Source organism: Devosia sp. T2-14 (assembly GCF_055397495.1).
Genome location: NZ_AP027921.1, coordinates 3,237,294 through 3,263,569, shown reverse-complemented (window position 1 = coordinate 3,263,569; position 26,276 = coordinate 3,237,294). Strand labels below are relative to the sequence as shown.

At 63.6% G+C, this 26,276-nt stretch carries 28 protein-coding genes and 1 pseudogene; 12 read left to right on the top strand and 17 right to left on the bottom strand.

Annotated features, from left to right (window positions below; translation table 11 throughout):
• The first annotated feature begins 55 nt into the window (after positions 1-55).
• Entirely contained in the window at positions 56-637 is a 582-nt protein-coding gene (locus ACZ5WT_RS16070; RefSeq protein WP_464284777.1) for a carboxymuconolactone decarboxylase family protein, read from the top strand.
• Here the strand turns inward: ACZ5WT_RS16070 and ACZ5WT_RS16065 are convergent.
• From ACZ5WT_RS16065 to ACZ5WT_RS16045, 5 genes are all read right to left on the bottom strand, one after another.
• Positions 634-1,185, bottom strand: a complete 552-nt coding sequence (locus tag ACZ5WT_RS16065) for a YqhA family protein (RefSeq protein WP_464284776.1) — start codon at positions 1,183-1,185, stop codon at positions 634-636. The genes ACZ5WT_RS16070 and ACZ5WT_RS16065 overlap by 4 nt on opposite strands.
• Positions 1,182-2,681, bottom strand: coding sequence for an Asp-tRNA(Asn)/Glu-tRNA(Gln) amidotransferase subunit GatB (gene gatB, locus ACZ5WT_RS16060; protein WP_464284775.1), 1,500 nt, complete (start codon positions 2,679-2,681; stop codon positions 1,182-1,184). Before gatB ends, ACZ5WT_RS16065 begins: the two co-directional genes overlap by 4 nt.
• A 13-nt stretch (positions 2,682-2,694) precedes the next feature.
• The gene (locus ACZ5WT_RS16055; RefSeq protein WP_464284774.1) at positions 2,695-3,018 is read right to left on the bottom strand and encodes a GNAT family N-acetyltransferase; all 324 of its coding nucleotides are present in this window, start codon (positions 3,016-3,018) and stop codon (positions 2,695-2,697) included.
• A 180-nt stretch (positions 3,019-3,198) separates the two neighbouring features.
• Positions 3,199-3,711 (bottom strand): N-acetyltransferase family protein, encoded by a 513-nt coding sequence (locus tag ACZ5WT_RS16050; RefSeq protein WP_464284773.1) that lies wholly within the window; start codon positions 3,709-3,711, stop codon positions 3,199-3,201.
• A 17-nt stretch (positions 3,712-3,728) separates the two neighbouring features.
• Positions 3,729-4,040 (bottom strand): chorismate mutase, encoded by a 312-nt coding sequence (locus ACZ5WT_RS16045; protein WP_464284772.1) that lies wholly within the window; start codon positions 4,038-4,040, stop codon positions 3,729-3,731.
• Positions 4,041-4,309: 269 nt separating this feature from the next.
• On the opposite strand from ACZ5WT_RS16045, the gene ACZ5WT_RS16040 reads away from it, so the two are divergent.
• On the top strand, positions 4,310-4,558 hold the full coding sequence (locus ACZ5WT_RS16040) for a YjhX family toxin (protein ID WP_464284771.1): 249 nt from the start codon (positions 4,310-4,312) through the stop codon (positions 4,556-4,558).
• Positions 4,559-4,613: 55 nt separating this feature from the next.
• Here the strand turns inward: ACZ5WT_RS16040 and ACZ5WT_RS16035 are convergent, their stop codons facing one another.
• The 6 genes from ACZ5WT_RS16035 to ACZ5WT_RS16010 form a co-directional block, all read right to left on the bottom strand.
• Positions 4,614-4,931 carry a hypothetical protein gene (locus tag ACZ5WT_RS16035; RefSeq protein WP_464284770.1) on the bottom strand — a complete coding sequence of 106 codons (318 nt, stop codon included), beginning with the start codon at positions 4,929-4,931 and terminating at the stop codon, positions 4,614-4,616.
• 120 nt (positions 4,932-5,051) lie between these two features.
• Complete coding sequence (gene gatA, locus ACZ5WT_RS16030; RefSeq protein WP_464284769.1) at positions 5,052-6,536, bottom strand: Asp-tRNA(Asn)/Glu-tRNA(Gln) amidotransferase subunit GatA; 1,485 nt, start codon at positions 6,534-6,536, stop codon at positions 5,052-5,054.
• Positions 6,529-6,987 carry a hypothetical protein gene (locus ACZ5WT_RS16025; RefSeq protein ID WP_464284768.1) on the bottom strand — a complete coding sequence of 153 codons (459 nt, stop codon included), beginning with the start codon at positions 6,985-6,987 and terminating at the stop codon, positions 6,529-6,531. Before ACZ5WT_RS16025 ends, gatA begins: the two co-directional genes overlap by 8 nt.
• On the bottom strand, positions 6,984-7,466 hold the full coding sequence (locus tag ACZ5WT_RS16020) for a GNAT family N-acetyltransferase (RefSeq protein ID WP_464284767.1): 483 nt from the start codon (positions 7,464-7,466) through the stop codon (positions 6,984-6,986). The genes ACZ5WT_RS16025 and ACZ5WT_RS16020 overlap by 4 nt, the downstream gene beginning before the upstream one ends.
• A 2-nt stretch (positions 7,467-7,468) precedes the next feature.
• On the bottom strand, positions 7,469-7,756 hold the full coding sequence (gene gatC / locus ACZ5WT_RS16015; protein ID WP_464284766.1) for an Asp-tRNA(Asn)/Glu-tRNA(Gln) amidotransferase subunit GatC: 288 nt from the start codon (positions 7,754-7,756) through the stop codon (positions 7,469-7,471).
• An 88-nt stretch (positions 7,757-7,844) separates the two neighbouring features.
• Positions 7,845-8,378, bottom strand: coding sequence for a hypothetical protein (locus ACZ5WT_RS16010; RefSeq protein WP_464284765.1), 534 nt, complete (start codon positions 8,376-8,378; stop codon positions 7,845-7,847).
• Positions 8,379-8,446: 68 nt separating this feature from the next.
• On the opposite strand from ACZ5WT_RS16010, the gene ruvX reads away from it, so the two are divergent.
• Positions 8,447-8,908, top strand: coding sequence for a Holliday junction resolvase RuvX (gene ruvX / locus ACZ5WT_RS16005; RefSeq protein WP_464284764.1), 462 nt, complete (start codon positions 8,447-8,449; stop codon positions 8,906-8,908).
• Here ruvX and ACZ5WT_RS16000 read toward each other — a convergent pair.
• Entirely contained in the window at positions 8,894-9,853 is a 960-nt protein-coding gene (locus ACZ5WT_RS16000) for an AraC family transcriptional regulator (RefSeq protein WP_464284763.1), read from the bottom strand. The two genes, ruvX and ACZ5WT_RS16000, sit on opposite strands and share 15 nt — an antisense overlap.
• Positions 9,854-9,990: 137 nt before the next feature.
• Between ACZ5WT_RS16000 and ACZ5WT_RS15995 the strand changes: the two genes are divergently transcribed.
• The 6 genes from ACZ5WT_RS15995 (at position 9,991) to dprA (ending at position 15,567) form a co-directional block, all read left to right on the top strand.
• Complete coding sequence (locus ACZ5WT_RS15995; RefSeq protein ID WP_464284762.1) at positions 9,991-10,827, top strand: SDR family oxidoreductase; 837 nt, start codon at positions 9,991-9,993, stop codon at positions 10,825-10,827.
• Positions 10,828-10,878: 51 nt separating this feature from the next.
• On the top strand, positions 10,879-11,289 hold the full coding sequence (locus ACZ5WT_RS15990) for a DUF4345 domain-containing protein (RefSeq protein WP_464284761.1): 411 nt from the start codon (positions 10,879-10,881) through the stop codon (positions 11,287-11,289).
• A 102-nt stretch (positions 11,290-11,391) separates the two neighbouring features.
• Positions 11,392-12,378: an aspartate carbamoyltransferase catalytic subunit gene (locus tag ACZ5WT_RS15985; protein WP_464284760.1), complete on the top strand. Its 987-nt coding sequence runs from the start codon at positions 11,392-11,394 to the stop codon at positions 12,376-12,378.
• Positions 12,375-13,667, top strand: coding sequence for a dihydroorotase (gene pyrC, locus ACZ5WT_RS15980; RefSeq protein WP_464284759.1), 1,293 nt, complete (start codon positions 12,375-12,377; stop codon positions 13,665-13,667). Before ACZ5WT_RS15985 ends, pyrC begins: the two co-directional genes overlap by 4 nt.
• 178 nt (positions 13,668-13,845) lie before the next feature.
• Positions 13,846-14,445, top strand: a complete 600-nt coding sequence (gene plsY, locus ACZ5WT_RS15975; RefSeq protein ID WP_464284758.1) for a glycerol-3-phosphate 1-O-acyltransferase PlsY — start codon at positions 13,846-13,848, stop codon at positions 14,443-14,445.
• 3 nt (positions 14,446-14,448) lie between these two features.
• Entirely contained in the window at positions 14,449-15,567 is a 1,119-nt protein-coding gene (gene dprA / locus ACZ5WT_RS15970; protein ID WP_464284757.1) for a DNA-processing protein DprA, read from the top strand.
• On the opposite strand, the gene ACZ5WT_RS15965 is transcribed toward dprA, so the two are convergent.
• From ACZ5WT_RS15965 to ACZ5WT_RS15950, 4 genes and pseudogenes are all read right to left on the bottom strand, one after another.
• On the bottom strand, positions 15,564-15,986 hold the full coding sequence (locus tag ACZ5WT_RS15965; protein ID WP_464284756.1) for a TadE/TadG family type IV pilus assembly protein: 423 nt from the start codon (positions 15,984-15,986) through the stop codon (positions 15,564-15,566). The two genes, dprA and ACZ5WT_RS15965, sit on opposite strands and share 4 nt — an antisense overlap.
• On the bottom strand, positions 15,983-16,165 hold the full coding sequence (locus tag ACZ5WT_RS15960; RefSeq protein ID WP_464287252.1) for a hypothetical protein: 183 nt from the start codon (positions 16,163-16,165) through the stop codon (positions 15,983-15,985). The genes ACZ5WT_RS15965 and ACZ5WT_RS15960 overlap by 4 nt, the downstream gene beginning before the upstream one ends.
• Before the next feature lie 260 nt (positions 16,166-16,425).
• Positions 16,426-16,530 (bottom strand): annotated as a pseudogene (locus tag ACZ5WT_RS15955) (TadE/TadG family type IV pilus assembly protein); the annotation flags it as partial.
• The gene (locus tag ACZ5WT_RS15950; RefSeq protein ID WP_464284755.1) at positions 16,527-18,557 is read right to left on the bottom strand and encodes a TadE/TadG family type IV pilus assembly protein; all 2,031 of its coding nucleotides are present in this window, start codon (positions 18,555-18,557) and stop codon (positions 16,527-16,529) included. The pseudogene ACZ5WT_RS15955 and the gene ACZ5WT_RS15950, both read right to left, overlap by 4 nt.
• Before the next feature lie 312 nt (positions 18,558-18,869).
• Between ACZ5WT_RS15950 and topA the strand changes: the two genes are divergently transcribed.
• Positions 18,870-21,527, top strand: a complete 2,658-nt coding sequence (gene topA, locus ACZ5WT_RS15945) for a type I DNA topoisomerase (protein ID WP_464284754.1) — start codon at positions 18,870-18,872, stop codon at positions 21,525-21,527.
• A gap of 598 nt (positions 21,528-22,125) precedes the next feature.
• Here the strand turns inward: topA and ACZ5WT_RS15940 are convergent.
• A complete protein-coding gene (locus tag ACZ5WT_RS15940) occupies positions 22,126-23,169 on the bottom strand; it encodes a dipeptidase (protein WP_464284753.1) in 1,044 nt (347 codons plus the stop codon).
• Between the two features lie 383 nt (positions 23,170-23,552).
• On the opposite strand from ACZ5WT_RS15940, the gene rnr reads away from it, so the two are divergent.
• Both rnr and ACZ5WT_RS15930 read left to right on the top strand, forming a co-directional pair.
• Positions 23,553-25,832: a ribonuclease R gene (gene rnr / locus ACZ5WT_RS15935; RefSeq protein WP_464284752.1), complete on the top strand. Its 2,280-nt coding sequence runs from the start codon at positions 23,553-23,555 to the stop codon at positions 25,830-25,832.
• A gap of 4 nt (positions 25,833-25,836) precedes the next feature.
• Positions 25,837-26,241 (top strand): DUF983 domain-containing protein, encoded by a 405-nt coding sequence (locus ACZ5WT_RS15930; protein ID WP_464284751.1) that lies wholly within the window; start codon positions 25,837-25,839, stop codon positions 26,239-26,241.
• The last annotated feature ends 35 nt before the right edge of the window (positions 26,242-26,276 follow it).

The following is a 26,276-nucleotide window of genomic DNA, read 5'->3' as shown; positions in this document are numbered from 1 at the left end:
AATTGCCGTTCGCTGTGGCTCGCGCTAGGCTGCGTCACCAATCGGGAGCGCGCTCATGTTCTTGAAAACGGTTGACCCTGCTGAAGCCACCGGGGATGTAGCTGAAATCTACGCCAAGGAAACGGCCTCCATCGGCTTTGTCATGGAGGCGACGCGGTGCTGGACCACCCGGCCCGAAGTCCTGCCCCTCTATGAAGCCTTTACCGAGGGCGTGAAGGCCAATTTCTCGCTGGGTCTGCGCGGTTGGCGCCTGATCACCTTCATCGCTGCCAAGCAGGTCCCCTCGACCTATTGCAGCCATGTCTATGCGCGTTCGCTCGCCCGCGACCTCGGCAGGGCGCAGGTGCTGGCCATCCAGCGCGATTTCCGCAATGCCGGGCTCGGTGCAAAGGACGTGGCGATGCTCGCCTATGCCGAGCAGGTGGCGCGCGATGCGTCCAAAGTCACCCAAGGCGATATTGATGCACTGCGCGGGCTCGGCTTCAGCGATGTCGAAATCTCCGACATCGCCTTGTGTGCCTCGATGCGCGCTTTCATGAGCCGCTTCTTCGACGCCACCGGCGCGTCGCCCGAGCCGCTGTTCCTCGATGAGAACGAGGAATTCCGAACGGCAATGACGGTCGGCAAACCGATCTAGTGGTTGTCGATCTTGCTGAGGAAATAGGTCAGCGCCACGATCACCATGGCCGATGCGGCACCCAGATAGAGGATGTCGATGCCGCCGCTGGTGGTCACTGCCCGGCCGAGGAAATAGACCGAGAGCACAGTCACGGCCACGCCGACCAGCTTGGACTTGAGATCGTCCAGCGTCCGGATCTTCAGCCAGTCTGGCAGTTCCAGGTCCTGGTGGAAGTAGAGCTGATAGAGCCCCAGCGACACCACCTGCACCACCGTTGCCAGCAGGAACAGGTCGACCAGCTCGATGGCGTGCAGCAGCGCTTCGTCGTGGGTCAGCCTGTGATCCACCGAAAAGAACAGCCCATCCACGAAGTGCCAGGTTTCGAAGGCGCCGTAGATCATCAGTGCGAGGGCGGCGATCATGGTCGCCACCACCGGCACGATCATGACGCCGCTCACCAGGCGGCCGACGAGACGCACCGGCCATGGCGACTTGTGGTCGGCAAAGGCCGACCCGACCGAGGTCGGCCGGGTACCCTTTTCGGTTGCGTCTACCGGTTCGCTCATTCGATGCCGAGCTTCTGCTTCATCAGGTCGTTGAGGGCCTGCGGGTTGGCCTTGCCGCCCGAAGCCTTCATGGCCTGGCCGACGAACCAGCCGATCATGGTCGGCTTGGCCAGAACCTTGGCAACCTGATCTGGGTTGGCTGCGATGATCTCGTCGACGATCGCCTCGATCGCGCCCATGTCGGTCACCTGCTTTAGGCCGCGGCGCTCGACGATATCGGCCGGCTCGCCTTCGGGCTCCTCGGCGATGACGATCTGCAGAAGATCCTTGGCGCCCTTAGACGAAATCGTACCGGCAGCCACCAGGTCGACGATACCGGCGATCTGCGATGGCTTGAGGTGGGTTTCCCAAACGGCCAGGCCCTGGCTGTTGGCGAAGGCGGCAACGTCGGCGTTCAGCATGTTGGCCACGGCCTTGCCGTCGCGCTTGGTGCCGCCATAGTTGACCACGGATTCGAAGTAGTCGGCCGTTTCACGGTCGAGCGTCAGCACCATGGCGTCATAAGCCGTCACGCCGAAGTCAGCCACAAAGCGGGCCTTCTTCTCGTCCGGCAGTTCCGGCAGGTGCTGGGCAAGCGAGGCGACGAAGGCATCGTCGAATTCCAGCGGCAGCAGGTCGGGATCGGGGAAATAGCGGTAGTCGTGCGCTTCTTCCTTCGAGCGCATCGAGCGCGTTTCGCCGGTCTTGGGATCGTATAGACGGGTTTCCTGGTCGATCTTGCCGCCGTCTTCCAGAATGTCGATCTGGCGGCGTGCCTCGTATTCGATCGCCTGGCCGGCGAAGCGGATCGAGTTGACGTTCTTGATTTCGCAGCGCGTACCGAATTCACCACCGGGGCGACGGACCGATACGTTCACGTCGGCGCGCATGGAGCCCTGCTCCATGTTGCCGTCACAGGTGCCCAGGTAGCGCAGGATGGTGCGCAGCTTGCTGAGATATTCCTTGGCTTCTTCGGACGAGCGCAGGTCGGGCTTGCTGACGATTTCCATCAGCGCCACGCCGGAGCGGTTGAGGTCGACGAAGCTCATGCTCGGATGCTGGTCGTGGATCGACTTGCCTGCGTCCTGCTCGAGGTGCAGGCGCTCGATGCCGATCTCGATCTGCCCGTCGGGCATGTCGAGATAGACCAGGCCCTCACCCACGATGGGGTCCTTGAACTGCGAGATCTGATAACCCTGCGGAAGATCGGGGTAGAAGTAGTTCTTCCGGTCAAACACGCTGCGGTTGTTGATCTTGGCCTTCAGGCCCAGCCCAGTGCGGACGGCCTGGCGCACGCATTCCTCGTTGATGGTGGGCAGCATGCCGGGCATGGCCGCATCGACGAAGGACACGTTGGAATTGGGCGGGTTGCCGAACTCGGTCGATGAGCCGGAGAACAGCTTGCTCTCGCTGGTCACCTGCGCATGCACTTCCATGCCGATGATGACTTCCCAGTCACCGGTCGAGCCTTTGATGAAGCTCTTGGGGTTGGGCGTGCGCGTATCGATGAGGGTCAATTGTTCGTCCTGTTTACGTCTGCCTTGGTAGCCCGAGCCGCTTGCTCAGACGCAATTTGTCCAACGCATAGTTCAAGCTTGGCGAGTGTTTCATGCCTCGCCAGATTATAGAATACCCCTGCCGCACATAGAACCGGACCGCGCCGTCGTTTCCGGCATAGGTTTCCAGTTCGGCGTGAGCAAAACCTGCATTGGCGATAGCGATTTCCAGCGCGTCTAGCAAGGCCGCGCCGACGCCCTTGCCCTGCGAGTGTGGCGAGACCCACAAGTCAGATATCACGTGATCATGGTCCTCGCGCGCGCCCCAGCCCGCGAAGGCGCCATCCAGTTCCGCCATGATGATGGCGTCACTGCGCTCCCGACAGAAGGTGACGAATTCGGCCCTGAGCGCAATGCGATCCGCCCGCCCGGCATCGTCGATGCCAAACGCGCTCTGTTCCCAGGCATCAAAGCCGATTGCGCCCAGGCGCTCCGCATCGCTCGGGCGAGGCTGTCGCAGTACGAGGTTGGCCAGCGTTCAGTCCTCGTCTTCGATGACGCCGTAGAAGGGCTGCAGGCGCTTTTCCAGGTGCACGCTCATGAAAGGCTCATGTGCAGCGCGCCCGTCTGGCCGCATCGCGAGAATGCGATAGCCCTGCCGCTCGTAGAAACGGACCGCCCGCACATTGTCGGCCGGGGTTTCCAGCTGCACCCGTTCGGCACCCTCGAGTTCGAGAATGCTCTCCATGCGCCGCAGCAGCATCGAGCCCAGGCCATGGCCCTGCAATTCGGGCATCACGAAGAGATAAGGGATATAGGCCCGCCGCGCCGCCCGCGAGCACCAGGCGACGACCACGCCGTCCACCTCGGCCACGATAATGCGCGACAGGGTTTCGGCGACGGCATGGGCCAGCCGCCGCTGTTCGGTTTCCTTGAGGCCAGGCTGGGCGGAAAGCAGCGGGAAAATCCCGGTTTCCCAGGCGCGATAGGCGATATCGGCCAGTCGTCGGGCATCAGCGGTTTCGGCCTTGCGAATGCTAATCCCAGCCATGGTAGCCTCCCGGCGTCCTATCCGCGGCGGCGCGCGGCGATGATGCCCTTCTCGTAGTTGATGTTCCAGTCGATCAGGGTCCGCCATATAAGTTCGGCCTGATCTTCATCGAGATCAAGAGCCAAACTACGGGTGCGGACCTTCTCGATAACCGACTCGATGCGCACGGGATCGCGCGCTTCATGCGGGTCCGTCTTGATCTCGGCCATGCGCGTTACATACTGATGCCGCTCGGCAAAAAGGTTCAGCAGCGCGCTGTCGATGCGGTCGATTTCGGCGCGCACGTCGTCCTTGGAGTTGCATTCGGCAGGCAATTTGGTTGCGGTCACTTCACGTTCCAGTCGATTTTGCTGTTGCTGGTTTGCACTGCACATCGGCAAATTTCAATGTTTGCGTCGTCAAAACTGGCATATCGGCCGTGGCGCGGCTATCAAGTCGGCATGTCTAGCCAGTTTGAGATTGTCTGAGACCCCGTCCAATCGGGACGGGGCAGAATAAACCAACCGGCTGCTGAGCGTGATGCCAGCAGTGGGTAACGTTTGTTCGCGGCTATGCGGTCGTTTTCCGCCGCCGCCCTATGGCAAATCCAAACACTGCAATGAATATATCTCGACATGAACGGCGCGTGCTGAACGTGCTGGCATTGGGTGGGCGCATCACGCTCATCCGCGACGACGATGGCAAAACCCTCGATATTGAGTGTTTCACCCGCGAAGGCTGGGTGATGACCGACTGCACTTTTGACATGTTCAAGCGGCTGCGCGCCAAGAAGGCCATCGCCTCGGTCCGCAGCGGCCCCTATCGCATTTCCCGACTTGGCCTCGAAATGCTGCGGGTCGGCACCTAGAAACGGCAAAGGCCGGGCACATGGCCCGGCCTTTCCAAAATTGTATTCGCTTGCCTTAGTGGCGCGTCACGTCGCTCAGGGCTGCAGCAATGTGCTCCCACTCCGCGCTGACGCTGGCCGTGGCGCGGCGCTTGCCGGCGCGGCGATACCAATAGTCGGCATTGCCCATGTCGGCCTCGATCCAGTGCATGAGCGCATGCACCCAGTCGAATGCCTGCACGCCTTCCATGGCCTGCACGATGACGTGTGCCTGTTCCCATTCGGGACCGACGCGCATGCCACCCTTCTTGAGCCACCAAAGCGCTTGCAATGGCTTGCTCATATCCTTGGGCGGCTCGGACCAGTCGAGCGTGGTGAAAATGTCAGCGGCCATCGGCGAAACCCCTGTTGGCCTGGACGCCGCTCGCGGCGGCGTCACTACCAGTTTTAGTTTGTGCATGGCCGCCAAGTAATGCGGATCGACGCGACGATCAAGTGTCGCTGTCCAATCCCGTTACCACCAGGCCTTGGGCGCAAAGTCGCCGCCGGCGTTTTTCTCGATGACGCGGGCCGCCGCGAACAGTGTTTCCTCGTCGAACGGCTTGCCGATCAGTTGGAGGCCCAGGGGCAGCCCCTGCCCGTCCTTGCCGGCCGGAACAGCGATGCCCGGCAGGCCCGCCATGTTCACGGTCACGGTGAAGACGTCGTTGAGATACATTGCCACCGGATCGGCCGCGAGAGCCTCGTCACCGATGCCGAAGGCTGCCGACGGGGTCGCCGGAGTCAGGATGGCGTCGACACCGGCATGGAAGGCGTCTTCGAAGTCCTTCTTGATCAGCGTGCGGACCTTCTGCGCCTTGACGTAGTAGGCATCGAAATAGCCGGCCGACAGCACATAGGTGCCGATCATGATGCGGCGCTTCACTTCACGGCCAAACCCGGCAGCGCGGGTCTGCTCGTACATGTCGGTGATGTCCTTGCCCGAAACGCGCAGGCCATACTTGACCCCGTCATAGCGGGCCAGGTTCGACGAGGCTTCGGCTGGAGCCACGATGTAATAGGCGGGCAGCGCGTATTTGGTGTGCGGCAGCGAGATGTCCTTCACCGTCGCGCCTTCGGCCTTGAGCCATTCCAGGCCCTGGCTCCAAAGCTTTTCAATTTCGGCGGGCATGCCGTCCATGCGGTATTCGCGCGGAACGCCGATGGTGAGTCCCCTCACGCCGCGTTCGACGGCGGCGGCAAAGTCAGGCACGGCCAGATCAACGCTGGTCGAGTCCTTGGCGTCGAAGCCCGACATCGAGGTCATCATCATCGCGGCGTCTTCAACCGTGCGGGCAATCGGGCCTGCCTGGTCGAGCGAGGAGGCGAAGGCCACCGTGCCCCAGCGCGAGCAACGGCCATAGGTTGGCTTGATGCCGACCGTGCCGGTGAATGCTGCCGGCTGGCGGATCGAGCCGCCGGTGTCGGTTGCGGTCGCGCCGGCGCAGAGCCAGGCCGAAACGGCAGAAGCCGAGCCACCCGAAGAACCACCGGGCACCAGCTGGGCATTGCTGCCTTCGGCGCGGAATGGGCTGACGACGGGGCCGTAATAGCTGGTCTCGTTGGACGAACCCATGGCGAACTCGTCCATGTTGAGCTTGCCCAGCATGACGGCGCCATCGCGCCACAGATTGGCGGTCACGGTCGATTCGTATTCCGGCTTGAAGCCGTCGAGAATGTGGCTGGCGGCCTGGGTGTGAACGCCCTTGGTGGCGAACAGGTCCTTGATGCCCAGAGGAATGCCCTCGAGCGACCCGCCCTCACCCTTGATCAGCTTGGCGTCGCTGGCCTTGGCCATGTCGAGCGCCTGCTCGGGCGTCACCGCCACATAGGCATTGAGGCTGGGATTGGCAGCTTCAATGGCCTTGAGATAGGCACCGGTCAGCTCGGTCGCGGTAAAGCTCTTTGCCTTGAGGCCCTTGCGGGCGTCGGCGAGGCTGAGTTTGGTCAGGTCAGTCAAAGGGAATCTCGCTCAGATTATCGCAGCGGTGGTAGATGGTGGCGGCGGACGCCCCTTCCCCCTCGCTGCTGTCAAAGACGCCGGCCATTTCGAGCGCGTTCATATGCGCGGAAACGACCTGAATGGTGTTCTCGTCATAGGGGGCGATGGCGAAACTGTCGGGGTAGAGTTCCCCCGGGTGTTCGCAGATCGCCGAAACGAATGAAAAATTGCTGTTGGGACGGGTCTTTACGTCGAAGAAGTTGCAGTGAAACTCCATCGACTGGATGCCGCCGTCGAAGGTCAGGCTCAGGAAGTCCATGTCGAGCCATGCGTCCACGCCCTTTTTCTCGATGGCCGAACAGGCCGCCGGATCGGTGACGTAGAGCTTGGTGCGGTCAAGCTGGAATTCCTGCGCGCCGATGGTCTGCACGCTGGCTGCCAGCACGATCGCTGCGACGAACATCCTCATGCCGAGGCCTCCTGGCGCAGCGGCATTTCGAAGAAAGCCGACCATTCGCTGTCAGGATAGTCCAGAAACGGTCCACGCGTAACAAAGCCGCTACGGGTGTAGAGCCGGTGGGCTGCGGCCATGCCGTCGCCGGTGCCGGTTTCCAGCATCAGCTGGGTCAGCCCCTTCTGCCGGCCAAGCCCGACAATGGCATCAAGCAGGGCCGAACCGATCCGCTTGCCGCGCACTTCCGGGTCGGTGAACATGCGTTTCACTTCGCCCAGGTCGGCCGAATGCACCTTGAGTGCGCCGATGCCGATTGCCTTGCCCGCTTCGTCACGCGCCACGAATACCGTCGTGTCGTCGCCCGCCATCTGTTCCGCGGTCATCTTGAACTGGAATTCAGGCGGGGACAGCGGCTGCAGGTGTGCATTGAGCGCGGCGACGAGCACGCGCACATCGTCCTGCAACGGCGTTTCGATGGCGACGGTTACCGCCATGGCTACTCGACCACCTTGGGGACCATGAAGAAGTTGTCTTCGCTCAGCGGGGCGTTGCTGACGATCTTTTCGGCATAGCCGCCGTCCGAGATCACGTCGTCGCGGCGGCGCAGGGTCATCGGGGTCACCGAGGTCATCGGTTCCACACCCTCGACATTGACTTCGCTCAGCTGCTCGACAAAGCCCAGGATGGCATTGAGCTCGTCCTGATAGGCAGCGACCTCGTTCTCTTCGATGCGGATACGCGCCAGGCGCCCGATGCGCTTTACGGTTGCGGCGTCGACAGACATGGGGAAACTCCAACAAACTACGGCTCGATCCGGCCGTTATTAGCAATGGCGCGGCACAAAAGACAATGAAAATGGCTGCAGGCGCCGATCAGGCCTCCAGCGCCAGCCCCGCCTCTAGCGCCACCAGCCCGGTTCCGTCCAGCTTGTCGCGCAGCGGGCCGATTGCCGCGTCGATTGCGGCTTCAGTTCCCGCCAGCGCCAAGAGGCGCGGCGAACGGTCTTCCAGCACCGCCTGTGCCGCCGTCACGATCGCCTTGGCATCCCCGAAAATCGTCACCACCGCCGCCTCAGCCCACCGTCCAAGCGCAGGTTTCGGCCCGGCCACCAGCAAGAGCGGCACCTCGCCCACGGCATCGACCAGGATGGCGCCCTCACCCGCCGACCAGACCTCCACCGGTGGCAGGTCATCGCTTTCATCGAGCAGGCGCTGCGGCTTGCGCGGCTTCCACTGCCCGCCATCGACACGCTCCAGCGCCCCGCCAAAGCCGTCCACCACCAGGTCAGCCCCCGAAACCAGCTCCGTCCGGTCGATCCCATCTGGCGCTCCCTCCGGATCCACCACCAGAATCGCCCCGCCAATATGAACGCGGATCGTCGTCCCGCCGAACCAGGTGAGTTTCATATCCGCTTTCCCTCGCCAAACCGGGCCGCACCCTATAGGACGGCACTCATGTGGCAAGAGAGCCTTTCATGACCGACGAATTCGCAAATCCGCTCGAATCAATCCCCGCTACGGGCCGGATCCTTGGGCTTGATCTGGGCACCAAGACGATTGGCGTCGCGGTCAGTGATGGCATGCGCTATTCGGCCAGCCCGCTGGAAACCATCAAACGCACCAAGTTCACGCAGGACGCCAATCGCCTCGATGAGCTGATCGCCCAGAACAATATCGTGGCCATCATCCTGGGCCTGCCGCTCAATATGGATGGCTCAGAAGGCCCGCGCGTGCAGTCGACCCGCGCTTTCGCCCGCAGCCTGGCCCAGCGCATCACCCTGCCGATTGCCTTCTGGGATGAGCGCCTATCGACCAGCGCGGTGACCCGCATGATGATCGAGGCTGACCTGCGGCGGGACCGCCGCGCGGAGGTCGTCGACAAGCTCGCGGCCAGCTACATCCTGCAGGGCGCGCTCGATCGCCTACGCAACAGCTGATCGCCGCACGCTGCCCGGTGGCACGCCGAAAAACTGCTTGAAGGCCCGCCCGAACGCGGCCTCCGATTGATATCCCGCCCGGTTCGCCACCACGCCCACCGGGTCGCGGGTTTCCAGCAATTGCGCCCGCGCCAGTTGCAGCCGCCACTGCGCCAGATACTGCGCCGCCGGCTGGCCGACCATTTCCGTGAACCGGGCCGAAAAGGCCGAGCGCGACATGCCCGCTTCGCTGGCGAGCTCGGCTAGTGGCCACTCCTGCTGCGGCCGCCGGTGGATCAGCGCCAGACTTCGTCCGATCTGCGGGTCGCGCAGAGCGGCGAGCCAGCCCAGATTGGCCTCAGGCGCGGTGTCGAGCCAGGCGCGGATGGCCTGGATCACCAGAATATCGGCAAGCCTCGTCATCACCGTCTCGCCGCCGGGCCGCATCGCGCTGGCTTCGCGCGCGATCAGGCTCAGCGTGCTGTGCAGCCAGGCCCCCGAATCTGCATCCCACGCATCTACCCGCAGCACGGGCGGCAGCAGCGAAACCAGGCGCTTGGCCGCTACGCTGTCAAACTGCACGACGCCGGAGGTGGCCCTGGTGATGGCCCCGCCCCCGCCATGGTGCATGATTTCGTAGCGCTCGCCGACCCTTTCGACCGGAATGTCGAACAGCGGCACCGAGGCGGCATCGGGCTCGCTCAGTAGGCGATAGCTGGCGCCATGCGGTAGCAGCACCATGCTGCCCTGTTGTACCAGGAGTGGCGGATCGTCGCCCATCAGCAGCCAGCCATGTCCGGACGTGACGATGACAAACATCATCGAGTCGACCAGTTCGGGCATGTCGAGGCCCCACGGCGCAGTCATCTCGGCCCGGCAATAGAGGGTGCCGGTGAGCCGCAGCATATGCAGCACCTCCCCGAGTGGATCGGACAGCGGCGCAGGCTGAAAGTGAAGGTCGTTCATGCCTCAGCTTTAGACCGCTCTGTATCTTTCGTCCACATTCTTGGATGTTCTGCATAGTTTTTCGGAAAAACCGTGATTGATAGTCCAGTGGCGCCGAACCACCTTCCCAGCTGTACTAAACAGACGGAACCCCGGATATGACCAACACCGCCTCCATCCTCGTCATCGGCGCCACCGGTAAGGTGGGCAGCCGTGTGCTCGCCAAGCTCAATGCCAGCGGCCATTCGGCCCGTGGCGTGTCCCGCCAATCCACGCCTGCCTTCGACTGGACCGACGAGTCCGGTTGGCCTGCGGCTCTGGCCGGAGCCGAAACGGCCTTTGTCACCTTCGTGCCCGACCTCGCCGCCGATGGCGCGCCGGAGGCCATCCAGCGCTTCACCCAGGCTGCCGCCGCGGCAGGCATCAAGCGCCTCGTCCTCCTGTCGGGGCGCGGCGAAACCAATGCCATTCGCAGCGAGAATGTGCTGTTGGCCGCAGGCGCTGAAAATACCGTGATCCGCGCTAGCTGGTTCAACCAGAATTTCAGCGAGGGGCATTTGTTGACCTCGGTTCTGGGCGGCTTTGTCGCCCTGCCCGCGCAGGATCGTCTCGAACCCTTTATCGATGTCGACGACATTGCCGATGTTGCAGTGGCCGCCCTCACCCAGCCGGGCCATGGCGGCGAGCTCTACGAGGTCACCGGCCCGCGTCTTATGACCTTCGCCGACGCCGCCGCCGAGATCAGCGCCGCCTCCGGTCGTCCGATTGGCTACGTTCACCTGCCGCTCGATGATTTCCACGCCGCCCTCGTGCCCGAAGTCGGCACCGACATGGCCGATCTCCTGCGCAAGCTCTGCGCCGAAGTCTTCGATGGCCGCAACGAGCACCTGGCCGATGGCGTGCAGCGGGCGCTAGGCCGCCAGCCGCGCGATTTCAGCGACTTTGCCCGCGAAATCGCGGCCACCGGCATCTGGTCGGCGACGGAAGCGGCCTGATCCCCAATCGCGCGTCCGGCCTTCCGGACGCGCCCACATGGAAGATGCGTCATGAACTCTTTGCTCATCCGGGGCTTCCTCGCCCTGTCTGGCCTCATCGCCGCGGCGCTGGGAGCCCTGATTCTGCTCGTGCCGGTCCCCTTCTATGCGGGGTACGGCATTGATCCCGCCGGTCAGATCAACCTGCTCAACGAGTTGCGCTCGCACGGCCTGTCGCTCGTCGTCATCGGCGGCTTCATCACTGCTGGTGCCATCCTGCCCTGGCTCACCACGTCCGCTCTGGCGGTGTCGGCCGCCTTCTATCTCAGCTACGGCCTGTCGCGCCTCGTCAGCCTCGTGCTCGATGGCTCCCCCGGCCAGGGACTCCTCGCCAGCATGGTTTTCGAGCTGGCGGTGGGATCAGTGGCACTTCTGCTTTACCTGCGCACACCGCGGGTGAAGTTGGCCCCTGCGACGATTTGATAGCCACGGCCGGGCCACCCGGCCGTTGATTTTCCCGCCTTGGGGCTTGCTCCCTCCGGCCCCCTCCGCTAGACCGCAGAAAATCTCAGTGGAACGGAGCGCATGGCCCAAGTTCGCGCCAGCAACACCTCTACGCCCGCCGGCTCGTCCGGCGATTTCCCCCCATTCAACCAGCGCCATCTGATTTCGATTGCTGATCTTCAGCAGCACGAGATCATCGATCTGCTCGATCGGGCGGAGCGCATGGTTCCGGTGTCGCGACAGGAGCGGAAGTCTCATCCGACGCTCACCGGCAAGACCCAGATCAACCTGTTCTTTGAATCTTCGACCCGAACTCAGGGTTCGTTCGAGATTGCCGGCAAGCGCCTTGGAGCGCTGGTCATGAACATGTCGGTCAAGACCAGCTCTGTGTCGAAGGGCGAAACCCTGATTGATACGGCCGCCACGCTCAATGCCATGCGCCCCGACGTCATCGTGGTACGCCACTCGGCGGCGGGCGCGGTGGAACTGCTCAGCCAGAAGGTTGGCTGCTCGGTGATCAATGCCGGTGATGGTGCCCATGAGCACCCCACCCAGGCCCTGCTCGATGCGCTGACCATCCGCCGCCACAAGGGCCGCATTTCCGGCCTTACCGTTGCGATCTGCGGCGATATCGCCAATTCGCGCGTAGTGCGGTCCAATCTGCTGCTGCTTGGCGCGCTGAATGTGCGCACCCGCGTCATTGCCCCGCGCAATCTGCTGCCCGCCGGCATCGAGCATCTCGCCACCGAGGTCTATACCGACATGCGCGAGGGCCTTAAGGGCGCCGACGTCGTGATGATGCTGCGCCTGCAGCACGAGCGCGCCACCGGCAAGATGATCCCCTCGGTCCGCGAATACTACCATTTCTATGGTCTCGACGCCGAAAAGCTCAGCTACGCCAAGCCCGACGCGATCGTCATGCATCCCGGCCCGATGAACCGTGGTGTCGAGATCGATCCGGCCATTGCCGATGGTCCGGCCTCGGTCATCACCGATCAGGTCGAAATGGGCGTGGCCGTTCGCATGGCTGTGCTGGATGCCCTGCTGCCGGCGAGGAACGAGCAATGATCCGCCCCCTGCTGATTGAAAATGCCCGCATCGTCGATCCCGCTTCGGGCACCGATGCACCCGGCGCTGTTCTGGTCGAAGATGGCCTGATTGCCGATATTGCCTTTGGCGCGCCCGTTGGCGTTCCCGAAGGCGCCGAAGTGGTCAATGCCGGGGGCTTCGTGCTCGCGCCGGGCCTCATCGACATGCGGGTCTTTACCGGCGAACCCGGCAAGGAATATCGCGAAACCCTGCAATCGGCCGGCGAAGCCGCGGCCGCCGGTGGCATTACCAGCTTCGTCATGATGCCCGATACCACGCCCGTCGTGGATGATGGTGCGCTGGTCGATTTCCTCATTCGCCGCGCCAAGGCCACCAGCAAGGTCAATGTGCTGCCTGCCGGTGCGCTCACCAAGGGTCTGGCCGGTCAGGAAATCACCGAATACGGCCTGCTCAAGGAAGCCGGCGCGGTCTGCCTCACCGATGGCCGCAATTCGCTGCAGTCCACCGCCATGCTCCGCACGGTGATGAGTTATGCCGCAAATTACGACCTCACCGTCGTACATCACCTGTCCGATCACAGCCTCACCGGCAGTGGCGTGATGAACGAGGGCCTGTTCGCGACCGTCCTTGGCCTCAAGGGCATTCCGCGTGAAGCCGAGACCATCCCGTTGGCACGCGATCTGCAATTGGCAGCGCTGACTGGCGTCAAGTACCACGCAGCACAAATTTCCTGCGCGGCCTCGGTCGAACTGATGGCGGCCGCCAAGAAGCGCAACAAATCGGTTACCGCTGGCGTCTCGATCAACAATCTGGCGCTCAACGAAAACGACATTGGCCGCTATCGCACCTATTTCAAGCTTTCGACGCCACTGCGCTCGGAAGATGACCGTCAGGCGGTGATCGAGGGGCTGCGCAACGGCACCATCGACACCATCCATTCCGATCACGATCCGCAGGATACCGAGGTCAAGCGCCAGCCCTTCGCCGAGGCCTCCGATGGTGCAATCGGGCTCGAAACCCTGCTGGCCGCTGCGCTGCGCCTGGTGCATTCGGGCGACGTGGACCTGCTCACCGTGCTCCGCGCCATGACCAGCCGCCCCGCCGAAATTCTCGGCCTTGCCGCTGGCCGCATTGCCAAGGGCGCCCCGGCCGATCTGATCCTGTTCGATCTCGAATATCCCTGGCAGGTCAGCGAAAAGGGCCTCCGCTCCCGCTCGCGCAACACCAGCTTCGAAGGCGCCCGCCTCGCCGGCAAGGTCATGCGCACCATCGTCGGGGGCGAAACCGTCTTCACGCACGAAGACTAGTCTTCAACGTGGCACTCACGGTCCCGGCCCCCGGACTTGTTCCGGGGGCTTTTCTTTGCCTGTGCCGGCTGGCTCCGGCGGCTTCTCGCAATCTCCCCCTGCATTCCGGCCGCGCCCTCTTGTCGGAACGGCAGCGCTGGGGATACTTCTTGCCGCAAGACTTGAGGGGAACCCGCCGATGACCGTCCAACTGATCTACGCTGCCGTTCTTGGTTATCTCTGCGGGTCGGTACCCTTCGGGCTGCTGCTGACCCGCGCGGCCGGTATGGGCGACATCCGCAATATTGGCTCGGGTAACATCGGCGCTACCAATGTGCTGCGCACCGGCAACAAGGGCTTGGCTGCCGGCACGCTGGTGCTTGACGCGGCAAAGGCCGCCCTGCCGGTTCTGGTGGCCCGCTACTATTGGGGCGAGGATGCCGCCATGATTGCCGCCGTTGGCGCGTTCCTGGGTCATTGCTTCCCGGTCTGGCTTGGCTTCAAGGGCGGCAAGGGCGTCGCCGTGATGATCGGCGCATTGCTGGCGCTGGCCTGGCCAGTCGGGGTCATCTTCTGCGCCGTCTGGCTGCTGATAGCGCTGACCCAGAAATACTCCTCGCTTGCCGCGCTCACCGCTGCCGCCACCGCGCCCATCTTTGCCTATGTCGTGGTCAATGAGTGGCTGGCCGGCACGGTTGCCCTGCTGGCCATCCTGCTGTTCTTCCAGCACCGCAGCAATATCGGACGGCTCTGGAAGGGCACCGAGCCCAAGATCGGCTCCGAGAAGAAGGCGCAATAGTCGGTGGCGCCTCTATCGGGTGCCGCTCTCAACGACTCGCAACGCATTGCCTGGCTTCGCCTGCTGCGCACCGACAATGTCGGTCCGGCCACGTTCCGCCAGTTGATCAATCGCTTCGGTTCAGCCGACGCTGCCCTCGACGCCCTGCCCGGTCTGCTCAAGCGCACCGGCAAGCCCGCCCGCATCGTTGGGCGCGCCGAAGCCGAAGACGAAATCGCTGGGCTGGCGCGCTATGGCGCCCGCCTCGTCGCCAGCGGCGAACCCGGCTATCCCACCCTCCTCCACCACATCCCCGCCGCACCGCCTCTGGTGAGCCTCGCCACCGGCCCTGACCTCGATTGGCAGCGCACGGTTGGCGTGGTCGGCGCGCGCAACGCATCGGCCGCCGGTATCAAGATGACGCGCATGCTGGCGGGAGATCTTGGCGAGCGCGGCTATACCGTGGTGTCCGGCCTGGCCCGCGGCATCGACACTGCCGCCCACCGGGCCACCATAGCCACCGGCACCATCGCCGTACTGGCCGGCGGGTTCGACCAGATCTATCCGGCTGAGAATATCCCGCTCGCGCATGACATTCTCGACAATGGCGGGGCCTTGCTCACCGAGATGCCGCTGGGCTGGGAACCGCGTGCCCGCGACTTCCCGAGGCGTAACCGGCTGGTTTCGGGTCTGTCGCTCGGCATCGTGGTCGTGGAGGCCGCCAAACGCAGCGGCTCGCTGATCACGGCCCGCCTGGCGCTGGAGCAGAACCGCGACGTCTTTGCCGTTCCCGGATCCCCGCTCGATCCCCGCGCCGAGGGCGGCAATGCGCTGATCCAGCAGGGCGCCAAGCTGATCACCTGCGCCGCCGACATCATCGAAACCCTCGATACCGCCGATCCCTCGCGCAGCGCCCTGTTTGACCGCGATTGGGAGCCCGACCTGATCACCGACCTGCCCCCGCCCAGCGACGACGACCGCTCGCGCCTGCTGTCGATGCTGAACGGCACCCCGGTGGAAGTCGACGAACTGGTCCGCCAGTCCGGCCTCTCGGCGTCCGCCATGCAGATGCTGCTGTTGGAGCTCGATCTGGCCGGCACTATCGAATGGTCGAGCGGCCAGCTGGTCGCCCTGCGCTACTAGACCTGCCGCGCGAAGCAGGAATGGCTGGTGAAATTGAGTAGCTGGTCGATCGGGAAAATCGACTCGAAATTAGCCTCAAGCTCCACATAGGCAAAGCCGTCGAGGCCGTTGCAGGTTGTGTTGTCCCTGACCACGATGGGTTCGCGCAGCTTCACGCCGAGGCCTCTGGCCTGGTTGAGCACGAAGCCCTCGGTTACCTTGAGTGAGTAGTCTCCCTTTGCATCGGCGCATTCCTGCTGCACCACCGCCACGCAACGCGCTGCCGATGTCGTGACGTCGAGCAGCACCTGCCGCGTCCAGAGCCCGCGGCTGAATTCCACCACGCCGAACAGCAGCAGCAGGAACGGCCCGGCCAGCAGCGCGAATTCGACGGCGCTGGCGCCCCGTTTGTTGCGGAGCAGTCGGCGAAAAACGGTCATTCGATGCGGCCTATGGTTTGCAGGTGCAGATTGCCGTTCTCGGTCAGGCCGTAGCCTCCGAAGATCGGCGCATGCGGCTTGCTGATCTTGAGGAAGACGAACTTCCCGCTGCCACCGCCACCCGGGCACGGCTTGCCGCAGGCCATAACATCGTTCCACTTGACGCTCGAGGCATCCATGGTCGGGCAGTAGCACGAGGCGGCCAGAGCCGCGTTGCCGCTGTCCTGTCCTTTTGCCCCGGCATATGTGCGCCATGGTTGACGTCAACCGTCACCCCCACGTCGCTGCCCAGCCGCGACACCAGGATGCGCTCCACGTTCTGAGCGAGTTCCCTCGCCTTGGCGCTGTCGAGCGGCTGTCCATGACCCATGGCATAGGTCATGGCCGATTGCGCCGCGTCCTCGATCCGCATCTTGTCCTGAACCAACGCACCGATGTCCACGGCCGCAGTCACCAGCAACAGGAAGATCGGAGCGATCAGCGCAAATTCAACGGCCGAAAGCCCGTCCTGCCTGTGCCAAAGCTTGCGGATCGACACCCTCATTGCACCAGCACCACGCGCTTGCGCTTGCCGCCGGTGCCCTCGCCCAGGCAATCGGAGGCTGCCGACGCCCCGCCTGACAGTTCAATCCGCGATCCCACCAGTTGCAGGCAGGTGTCGCCACCGCCGCCCAGGCCAGCGCCGCCGGTCATCACGATGGGGCCGGTCGGGAAATAGAAGGCGCCCGAGATTTGGGCATTGCCCGCGCCTTCGGTCAGCTTCGCACCATCGGTGCGGCCGCTGGTGGGGCCGACCACGGCAAGGCCCTTGGTTGCGCCGGTGGTCGGCGCCTTGAACACCACGTTATTGTAGCCGGCTGCGATGCAGAATGACTGGTTGGCGCAGCTGCCGCTTTTGAGTGCTGACTTGCCCGAGACGACGACGGTCACGTCGATTGCCTTCACACTGACGGTTGATCCGCCGCATGTTGCCGAGCCACCGCCATTATTGCCGAGCAGGAATACCCCATCGACGGTATAGACGCCTGCGCCCAGCACCACCGCGCCCGAGGCCAGAAATGAGCCGCCGATATCGTGGTTGGGAGCCGCGCTGACGATGAAGCAACTGCCGCCACCGCCGCCGTTGATGGTTCCCTTGACGCGGAAACTGCTCTTGGGCGGCGTGCTGTTGTCATCGGGGCCGTTGGCATCGGCCATGATGGTCGTCGAACCGCCCGCTAGGTTGATGGCATTGCCGTCGGCCGGTGCTCCAAGATCGAAGCGGTTGGTGTTGCCGCTGCCCAGCGTCATGCTCGACCCGTCGCCCGTGTAAAATCCAGCGCTGAACTCAAAGATGCTGGGGCCGCCGAATGTGAGCTTGCTACCGCCACCGACGCAGACGCTATGCCGTCCGGCATTCCAGGCGCAGTTAGCTGCCAAAGGACCGACCTGAAATCGTCCCTTGCCAAAGCTGGCCGTCGCCCCACCGGTGACTTCGATCCCCTGGGCAACCACGTAGTTTCCGTCGGGGAACGTCATCCCGGCCCCTTCTGCGACACGAATCCTGCCGCCGAACGAATAGGTCCGGCCGCCCGACGAGCCGGTGTCGAACTGCACCTTGATACTGCCGCCAACGGTGATCGATCCGATATGCACCGTGCTGCTCGAGCACGAGACGGAATATTGCGGCGCCGTGCCGCCCAGGGTGCACCCGATGGCGGCCACTTGCTGGGTAGTTGCTGTCTTGTCGTAGCTGAAGGTCACCGACGGTGCCGCAGGTGATCCTGTCGGGGCGCTAGGCGCCTGCATTCCGGCGACGAGATCGAGCCGGCCCGATGCGCTGATGACAGTTGGATTGTCCTTCAGCGGGTCCTCGGTCCTGGCCTTCTCGATCTTGCCCGCGCCGCCATCGGGGCTGCGAATGCTGTTGCAACCCTGGCTGGGAGGCTGGGTGTCATAGTAGATCGTCTGCGCCGTGATCGAGGTGCCGCAGGGCACCGCTATCGTGGCGTTAGAGGCCACCGAGCAGTTCTTCGCACTCAGGCTGGTGCCGCCGGACAGGATGATGCCGGATTGACTGCCGTCGAGCGCGAGGACGCAGGCCGGTTGCCCCTCCGCCCCGATGGCTGCGAACGATTCCGCGCCGACCAGCACTTCCGAATTCGCGCCGAGAATGGTGCCCAGCACGATGGTGTTCGTCGTTGCGATGCGCACATGCACCGCTTCCCCGTCGCCGCGCGGCGCGGGGACCAGGGCCACGCGCACATTGGCAGGATCGATCCCGTTGATCCGTGCCGCCGACAGCGCGCTGCTCCGCATCGCCTCTTCGGATTTGCCTTTGGAGTATTCGAGTGCGCCGCTGAAGGCCGCTATATCTGCGACGCGCTGGTTGGTCCCGCGCGACAGCAAGGCCGCCCCATATTCCACCGAAAGCGCCGTGAACCCCACCAGAACGGGCATGAGCAAGGCGGTGATCACGGCAAAGTTGCCCGATTCCGAGCGCGCAAACCGCTGGGTCAGGCTCGCTTCCGCGCAGGCCGGGTTGCAGGCAGCATTCTGACGCTGCGCTGGGTCGCTGTGGAACCAGTGCATCTGGGACTCCCGGGCATGCTCGATTGAACTCGGGGCTCCTTAAACAAGGCATAATCCTATCAGGGGGTTAAGCCTGAAGCATAAGTCGACGATCCGCGTCAGATTTTAGGTCTGTGCCCAGCGGAATGGCACGCCCTGTTGCCACCCCATTTTCGTTGGCGCCCGGTCGGTGCTAAGGAACACGCCAATAGGCAGCAGGATATGGAGCGTGCTCCAGCGGCTGAAGAGCCCGGTGGCGACTGCTGGTTGACACCGGTTCGCCACTTCACCATGTTGCGCCACTTCTCTCAAAGCGTTGCGGAACGGTATTCCATGAAGGTCGTCATTGTTGAAAGTCCGAATAAAATCAAGACGATCAGCAAGTATCTGGGCGCCGATTACGAGGTGCTTGCCAGCTTCGGACACGTGCGCGATTTGCCCGCCAAGGATGGTTCCGTCCGTCCGGACGAGGACTTCGCCATGTCGTGGGAGGTGGATGCCAAGTCCAGCAAGCGCCTTTCTGACATTGCCCGTGCCGTCAAAGGCGCTGATGAACTGATCCTGGCAACCGACCCTGACCGCGAGGGTGAGGCCATTTCCTGGCACGTTCTGGACGTGCTCCGCCAGAAGAAGGCCATCAAGAAGGACCTGCCGGTTCGCCGCGTCGTGTTCAACTCGATCACCAAGGACGCGATCCTTGAGGCGATGGCCAAGTCCCGCCAGATCGATATGCCGCTGGTCGACGCCTATCTGGCCCGCCGCGCACTCGACTATCTCGTGGGATTCACCCTGTCGCCGATCCTCTGGCGCAAACTGCCGGGCTCGCGTTCGGCCGGCCGCGTGCAGTCGGTCACCCTGCGCCTCGTTGCCGACCGCGAAGCCGAGATCGAAAAGTTCAAGGCCGACGAATACTGGTCCGTCGAGGCCAAGCTCGCCCAGTCGGGCAAGAGCTTCCTGGCGCGCCTGTTCTCGGTCGATGGCAAGAAGACCGACAAGCTCGATATCAAGACCGGCGAGAATGCCGCCGAGCTCAAGAAGCTGATCGAAGCTGGTCAGTTCAACGTGTCGTCGGTGGAAAAGAAGCCGACCAAGCGCAACCCCTATGCGCCCTTCACCACCTCGTCGCTGCAGCAGGATGCGTCGTCGCGTCTGGGCCTGTCGCCGTCGCGCACCATGCAGATCGCCCAGCGTCTCTACGAAGACGGTCTGATCACCTATATGCGTACCGACGCCGTGCAGATGGCCCCCGAGGGCATCTCGATGGCCCGTTCGGTGATCGGCAAGTATTTCGGCGAGGAATATCTCCCCGAAAAGCCCCGTATCTACCAGACCAAGGCCAAGAACGCCCAGGAGGCGCACGAGGCGATCCGCCCCACCGATATGTTCAAGCGCCCCGAGCAGCTGAGCATCGATGCTGACCAGGCCAAGCTTTATGGTCTCATCTGGCGCCGCACGCTCGCCTCGCAGATGAAGTCCGCCGAGATCGACCGCACCACCGTCGATATCGCTGTCAATGTACCCGGCCGCGCCGTCGAGCTGCGCGCGGTGGGGTCGGTGGTCTCGTTCCCTGGCTTCCTCAAGCTCTGGGGCGTTGAGGCAAAATCGGACGAAGAGACGGAAGACGAAGACAGCCGCGAGCTGCCGCCGCTGGCCGTTGGCGACAAGCCGACGCTGGAAGCTGTCGAGATCGAGCAGCACTTCACCCAGCCGCCCAGCCGCTACACCGAGGCGAGCCTGATCAAGAAGATGGAAGAGCTCGGCATCGGCCGTCCCTCGACCTATGCCGCCACCGTCACCACGCTTGTCGACCGCGACTATGTCCGCCTCGAAGGCAAGGCGCTGCATCCTGAGGATCGCGGCCGCATCGTCACGGCCTTCCTCGAGAGCTTCTTCACCCGCTATGTGGAATACGGCTTCACCGCTGGCCTCGAAGAGCAGCTCGACCAGATTTCGGCCGGCGACCTCGACTACAAGCAGGTGCTGCGTGATTTCTGGGAAGACTTCACCGCTGCCACCGACGAGATCAAGGACCTGCGCGTCTCCGAGGTGCTCGATGCCCTCAACGAAGTACTGGCCAGCCGCATCTTCCCGCCCAAGGAAGATGGCTCCGATCCCCGCAAGTGCCCAACCTGCGGCACCGGCCAGCTCTCGCTCAAGCTCGGCAAGTTCGGCGCCTTCATCGGCTGCTCGAACTATCCCGATTGCAAGCACACCATGCAGCTCTCGGACGCGGCCAATGGCCAGTCCTCCGAAGCCGCAGCCGGTGATGGCGTTCTCGGCACTGATCCGGAATCCGGCGAGGATGTGCTGCTCAAGACCGGCCGTTTCGGCCCCTATGTGCAGCTCGGCGACGGCGAAGAGCCCAAGCGCGCTTCGCTGCCCAAGGGCTATGAGGCAGGCAGCCTGACGCTCGAACAGGCGCTCAAGCTGCTCTCCCTGCCCCGCGAAGTCGGCCTCCATCCAGAAACCGGCCTGCCGATTTCGGCCGGTATCGGCCGCTATGGCCCGTTCATCCTGCATGATGGCAAGTATGCCAACCTGCCGGATGTCGAGGAGGTCTTCACCGTCGGCATCAACCGCGCCGTCGATCTGATCGCCCAGAAGGCCGCTGGCGGCTTCAAGCGCGGCGCTGCCGTGGCTGCCATCCAGACCTTCGAGCACGAAGCTGGTCCGATCACTGTTCGCGCCGGCCGCTATGGCCCCTATGTCAATCAGGGCAAGATCAACGCTACCATTCCCAAGGACGTAAAGCCCGAGGAAGTGACGCTTGATCAGGCCGTGGCCTGGATCGCTGCACGCGCAGAAGCCACCGGCACCAAGGTGAAGAAGGCTCCGGCCAAGAAAGCGGCCGCCAAGAAGGCCCCAGCCAAGAAGACCGCCGCTGCTGCCGCCGAAGGCGAGGAAAAGCCCAAGAAGGCCCCCGCCAAGAAAGCCGCTCCCAAGAAGGCGGCGGCCAAGAAGGTCGTTTCGGACGAAGACGTCCCCTTCTAGCGCCCTCTGTCAAAGCAAGGTCATTCCCGCGAAAGCGGGAATTTCCATTTTCTGCCACCCGAAAACAAAAAGCCCCGGCGGTGATGCCGGGGCAAGTTGGTCAGAAAGTCGGGGCGAGCGCCTGGCTGTTCAGCGCTCAAGCCCCAGCGGTGCCGTCGTTTCCGGCAGACACCGCCTGCCCATCATGGCCATATGCTGGCACAAAGCGATGGGCGTTTGGTCGCAGCGCTAGAAGCGCTGGCGAGCCGGTGGTGCATAGGCTTGAGGTTCCACGCCTTTCTCGCCATCAGAGGTCGCGAACAGATGTTCTGGTACGCGGCGTGGCGATGTATAGCTTGCCATGCACCATGGGCAACGAACGGCGGCGCGTGGCCGGGGTCCAGCACATGACTGACAGAGCCTAAGGGCGGGCATGAATAACCTCCTGGCTTCGCGCTCAAGATGGCGGAAGCTGCATATCTGATGAAAAAAGGGATGAGCTTTTGGCTCACCCCTAACATGGACATAAATTTAGACTTTTCAATGGCTTGTTTGGCAGGGTTAACGTAAACGTCTGCTCCCTTGGTAGGGCTTGCCCAAACCCCGTCGAATTCCGACGTTAGCCGATGCTCCGCTCGATCACGGACAGCCAGTTGCCAAGGGCGATCTTGCCCACCAGTTCCTCGCCATACCCCTTGTCGAGCAGCGCCTGCAGCAGCTTGGGCACCCCGGTTACGTCGGCAATCCCCGCCGGAACCTGCGCCCCATCGAAATCCGATCCCAGCGCCACGCCGTCCTCGCCCAGCGCCTCCACCAGCGCATCGACATGCCTCACCATCAGTTCGATTTCGGTATTGGCGATGAACTGCCCGTCGGGCCGCAGGAAGCCGGTGGCGAAGTTCAGCCCGACCACACCTTTGCTCTCGGCAATCGCCGCCAGCTGCCAGTCCACCAGGTTCCGCGCATGCGGGCAGATGGCATGCACATTGGAGTGTGTTGCCACCAGCGGCGCATCGCTGATCGCGGCGACGTCGCGGAACCCGGCCGCGTTGAGATGGGACAGGTCGATCATCACGCCGAGCCGGTTGCAGTTCCGCACCAGCTCCTTGCCTGCTTCGCTCAGGCCTGGCCCGATATCTGGATCAGCGTTGTGGCGGAACGGCACCCCGGTCCCGAACGCATTGGCGCGGCTCCACACGATGCCCACGGAGCGCAGTCCGGCGGCATAGAGCACGTCCAGAGACTGGAAGTTGGTATCGATGGCCTCGGCCCCCTCGATGTGGAAGATCGCCGCCAGCGTGCCCTCGGCGATGGCCCCGCGCACCTCGCTAGCCGAGCGACACACCGCCAGCGCGCCTGCCCGCTCCAGCCGCAACAGGATGGAGGCCATGCCATTGGTGGAAACCAGCGCGTCGGCCAACGCCAGTTCAGGCGGCAGGTTGGGATCGAGCCCGCTCGGTCCGCCGCTCACCGTCGCCAGGTTGCTCTTCAGCGGCGGCGGGAACATCGCGAAAAACCCGCCCACCATGCTGCTGGCCTTGGCGCGCGGCAGGTCGATATGCCCATCGCTGCTCCCCTCGATGAACAACCGCTCCTTGTCACCCGCCGCCTCCAGCAGCCGCAGCAGCGTGTCATTGTGGCCGTCGAAAAAAGGAATGGTCATCCGGGAATCGCCTTCTGTGTGTCCGCCGATACCATCATGAAGCCCCGCCCGACGCGAGCCACAGAGGCGGGCAGCGGATGTGCCCTGCATGGCTTCCCACCCACCGGGTCATTCCGGCGCAGGCCGGAATCCATGCGGTGCGCCATCCCGGAGCTGGTAGTTGCGGGAGACCACGGATCTGGATCCCGGCCTGCGCCGGTATGACCCCGCGCTGTTGCCGCCGTTGTGGCCGGCACCACTCCCACCCACCGGGATGACCCCGAGTGTTTGGAGGCCTCCGTCAAAATCCCGCAACGTCATCACGGCCCCGCCCCCACCACCCCGCATTTGGCAAACCGGCCGCCATCCCCTACATATCCACCCAACTCCAACGAAATTCTCTTATGGCCAAAAGCACAAAACCAAGAAACACATCCGGCCCCAAGCGCGCCGTGGCGTCGCGCGCGTCCGAACTTCCCACCCGCGAGCAGCTTCTCGAAGCCCTTGCGCAGCAGTCCGACATCAAGGGCAAGCGCGACCTCGCCAAGGTCTTCGGCATTCGCGGCGACATGCGCCGCCCGTTCAAGGCCATGCTGGCCGAGCTGGAAGGCGAAGGCGTTATCACGCGCACCCGCAAGGCGTTGCGCCGCACCGCTGCCCTGCCCCATGTGACCGTTCTCGACATTCCGTCCGATGCCGATCCCGACAATCTGCACGCCTATCCGGCACAGTGGAATGACGAGGAAGGCGAAAAGCCCCGCGTCCATGTCCTTGGCGGCCGCGACGCGCGCGTCGTGCCGGCGCCCGGCGATCGCATTCTCGCCCGCATCGATGCAGGCCTGGAAGAACTGCCGGTCTACACCGCCAAGGCGATGAAGATCCTCGACAAGCCCCGCCGCGGCCAGATTGGCATCGTGCGCATGGACGAGGATGGCGCACGCCTGATCCCGGTCGATCGCAAGCAGAAGGAAATGCGCATCCCACTCGGCGACCTGCTCGACGCGCGGGATGGCGACCTGGTCGAGGTCGAGGTCAAGCTCTCGGGCCGCCTGATGATCCCGCGCGCCAAGGTGACTGCGGTGATCGGCAATCCGACGTCCGAGGGCGCCCTCAGCCTCATCGCGATCCACAATCTCGACATTCCCTACCGGTTCCCTGCTGCCGTCATTCGCGAGGCCGAACAGGCGCAGGAAGCGACCCTCAAGGGCCGCGAGGACTGGCGCGACCTGCCGTTGATCACCATCGACCCGGCCGACGCCAAGGATCATGACGACGCGGTCTATGCCGCGCCCGACGACGATCCGGCCAATCCAGGCGGCCATGTCGTCTATGTGGCGATCGCCGACGTCGCGGCCTATGTCCAGCCGGGCACCGCGCTTGATCGCGAAGCCTATCTGCGCGGCAACTCCGTCTACTTCCCCGATCGCGTCGTGCCGATGCTGCCCGAGCGCATCTCCAATGATCTGTGCTCGCTCAAGCAGGGTGTGCCACGCGCATCGCTGGCCGTGCGCATGGTCATGGGGTCGGATGGCCGCAAGCGCAGCCACAGCTTCCACCGGGTGCTGATGCGTTCGGCCGCCAAGCTCAGCTACCAGCAGGCGCAGGCCGCCATTGATGGTCAGCCTGACGACACCACCGGCCCGATCCTCGAACCTATCCTGAAGCCCCTCTGGGCCGCCTACGAGGCCATGTCGCGGGCGCGCGACCAGCGGGCCCCGCTCGATCTCGATCTGCCCGAGCGCAAGATCGTCCTCGACGACAAGGGACAGGTGAAGGATATCCGCATTCCCGAGCGGCTCGATGCGCATCGCCTCATTGAGGAGATGATGATCGCGGCCAACGTTGCGGCGGCCGAAACGCTGGAGCAGAAGCGTTCGCCCCTGCTCTATCGCGTGCACGACGAGCCATCGTCGGAAAAGCTCCAGGCCCTGCGCGACTTCCTCGGCTCGCTCGATATCTCGGTCAAGAAGTCCGATTCTGTCCGCGCTGCCGACTTCAACGGCATTCTTGGCCAGGCCCGCCGTGCGGGCAATGTCGAGCAGGTCAGCGAAATGGTGCTGCGCAGTCAGGCCCAGGCCGAATACGCCGCCGAGAATTACGGGCATTTCGGTCTCAATCTCGACCGCTATGCACACTTCACCTCGCCGATCCGGCGTTATGCCGACCTCATCGTGCACCGCGCCATCGTTTCGGCCATGGGATTCGGCAATGACGGCCTGAGCGAGAACGAGGGTCTGCGACTCGCTGGCATCGCCCAGCACATCTCCTCGACCGAGCGGCGCGCGATGCTCGCCGAGCGCGAAACTTCCGATCGCCTCCTGGCCCAGTTCCTGGCCGCCAAGATCGGGGCGCAGTTCGAGGCGCGAGTCTCGGGCGTCACCCGCTCCGGCCTCTTCGTCCGCCTGCTCGAAACCGGCGCCGATGGCTTCATCCCGGCCTCCACCCTGGGGCAGGACTATTATCGCTATGTCGAAGACCAGCAGGCGATGATTGGCGAGCGCACCGGCGAGAAGTTTGGCCTTGGCGACAGGGTCACCGTCCGGCTGGTCGAAGCGGCTCCTGTGGCCGGCGCCCTGCGCTTTGAACTGCTCTCGCAGGGAACACGCGGCAATCCGTCATCTGGCCGTCGCAATGGCAAGAGGCCATCAAGGTCCTTCGGACCCAAAGGCCGGAAAAAAAGGTAAGCCAATGGACGCGAAGACTGTCGCCAACAGCAGTGTTGAAACCCGTAGCGTAGGCCAGGCCATGTGGCGCGGCACGCTGTGCAAGTGCCCGCATTGCGGCAAGGGCAAGATGTTCCGTGCCTATCTCAAGGTGGCGGACAATTGCGACGTGTGTGGCGAGCAGCTCAACCTGCACCGCGCCGACGACTTCCCGCCCTATATCGCCATCACCATCGTCGGCCACATCCTGGTTGCGATCATGATGCATATGGACATGACCTATCACGTCAATCCGCTGACCTATTTCTACACGATGGTGCCGCTGGCCATCATCATGCCGCTGGCGATTCTGCCCTCCGTTAAGGGCTCCATCGTTGGTCTGCAGTGGGCTAATCGCATGTATGGGTTCGGCACTGGTCAGATCGACTAAGCCGGACTTGACAATCTGCGGCAAATCCGTAGGTT

Coding starts and splice junctions, on each gene's coding strand:
- gatC (WP_464284766.1), bottom strand. CDS start 7,756: ATGTCTGTCGACGCCGCAACCGTAAAGCGCATCGGGCGCCTGGCGCGT.
- ACZ5WT_RS16010 (WP_464284765.1), bottom strand. CDS start 8,378: ATGAAACTCACCTGGTTCGGCGGGACGACGATCCGCGTTCATATTGGC.
- ACZ5WT_RS15965 (WP_464284756.1), bottom strand. CDS start 15,986: ATGACCGTTTTTCGCCGACTGCTCCGCAACAAACGGGGCGCCAGCGCC.
- ACZ5WT_RS15995 (WP_464284762.1), top strand. CDS start 9,991: ATGACCAACACCGCCTCCATCCTCGTCATCGGCGCCACCGGTAAGGTG.
- ACZ5WT_RS15985 (WP_464284760.1), top strand. CDS start 11,392: ATGGCCCAAGTTCGCGCCAGCAACACCTCTACGCCCGCCGGCTCGTCC.
- ACZ5WT_RS16040 (WP_464284771.1), top strand. CDS start 4,310: ATGAATATATCTCGACATGAACGGCGCGTGCTGAACGTGCTGGCATTG.
- ACZ5WT_RS16000 (WP_464284763.1), bottom strand. CDS start 9,853: ATGAACGACCTTCACTTTCAGCCTGCGCCGCTGTCCGATCCACTCGGG.
- ruvX (WP_464284764.1), top strand. CDS start 8,447: ATGACCGACGAATTCGCAAATCCGCTCGAATCAATCCCCGCTACGGGC.
- ACZ5WT_RS16020 (WP_464284767.1), bottom strand. CDS start 7,466: ATGGCGGTAACCGTCGCCATCGAAACGCCGTTGCAGGACGATGTGCGC.
- ACZ5WT_RS16035 (WP_464284770.1), bottom strand. CDS start 4,931: ATGGCCGCTGACATTTTCACCACGCTCGACTGGTCCGAGCCGCCCAAG.
- ACZ5WT_RS15950 (WP_464284755.1), bottom strand. CDS start 18,557: ATGCACTGGTTCCACAGCGACCCAGCGCAGCGTCAGAATGCTGCCTGC.
- pyrC (WP_464284759.1), top strand. CDS start 12,375: ATGATCCGCCCCCTGCTGATTGAAAATGCCCGCATCGTCGATCCCGCT.
- topA (WP_464284754.1), top strand. CDS start 18,870: ATGAAGGTCGTCATTGTTGAAAGTCCGAATAAAATCAAGACGATCAGC.
- ACZ5WT_RS16070 (WP_464284777.1), top strand. CDS start 56: ATGTTCTTGAAAACGGTTGACCCTGCTGAAGCCACCGGGGATGTAGCT.
- plsY (WP_464284758.1), top strand. CDS start 13,846: ATGACCGTCCAACTGATCTACGCTGCCGTTCTTGGTTATCTCTGCGGG.
- ACZ5WT_RS16055 (WP_464284774.1), bottom strand. CDS start 3,018: ATGGCGGAACTGGATGGCGCCTTCGCGGGCTGGGGCGCGCGCGAGGAC.
- ACZ5WT_RS16065 (WP_464284776.1), bottom strand. CDS start 1,185: ATGAGCGAACCGGTAGACGCAACCGAAAAGGGTACCCGGCCGACCTCG.
- ACZ5WT_RS15990 (WP_464284761.1), top strand. CDS start 10,879: ATGAACTCTTTGCTCATCCGGGGCTTCCTCGCCCTGTCTGGCCTCATC.
- ACZ5WT_RS15960 (WP_464287252.1), bottom strand. CDS start 16,165: ATGGATGCCTCGAGCGTCAAGTGGAACGATGTTATGGCCTGCGGCAAG.
- ACZ5WT_RS15930 (WP_464284751.1), top strand. CDS start 25,837: ATGGACGCGAAGACTGTCGCCAACAGCAGTGTTGAAACCCGTAGCGTA.
- ACZ5WT_RS15940 (WP_464284753.1), bottom strand. CDS start 23,169: ATGACCATTCCTTTTTTCGACGGCCACAATGACACGCTGCTGCGGCTG.
- ACZ5WT_RS16050 (WP_464284773.1), bottom strand. CDS start 3,711: ATGGCTGGGATTAGCATTCGCAAGGCCGAAACCGCTGATGCCCGACGA.
- rnr (WP_464284752.1), top strand. CDS start 23,553: ATGGCCAAAAGCACAAAACCAAGAAACACATCCGGCCCCAAGCGCGCC.
- ACZ5WT_RS16025 (WP_464284768.1), bottom strand. CDS start 6,987: ATGAGGATGTTCGTCGCAGCGATCGTGCTGGCAGCCAGCGTGCAGACC.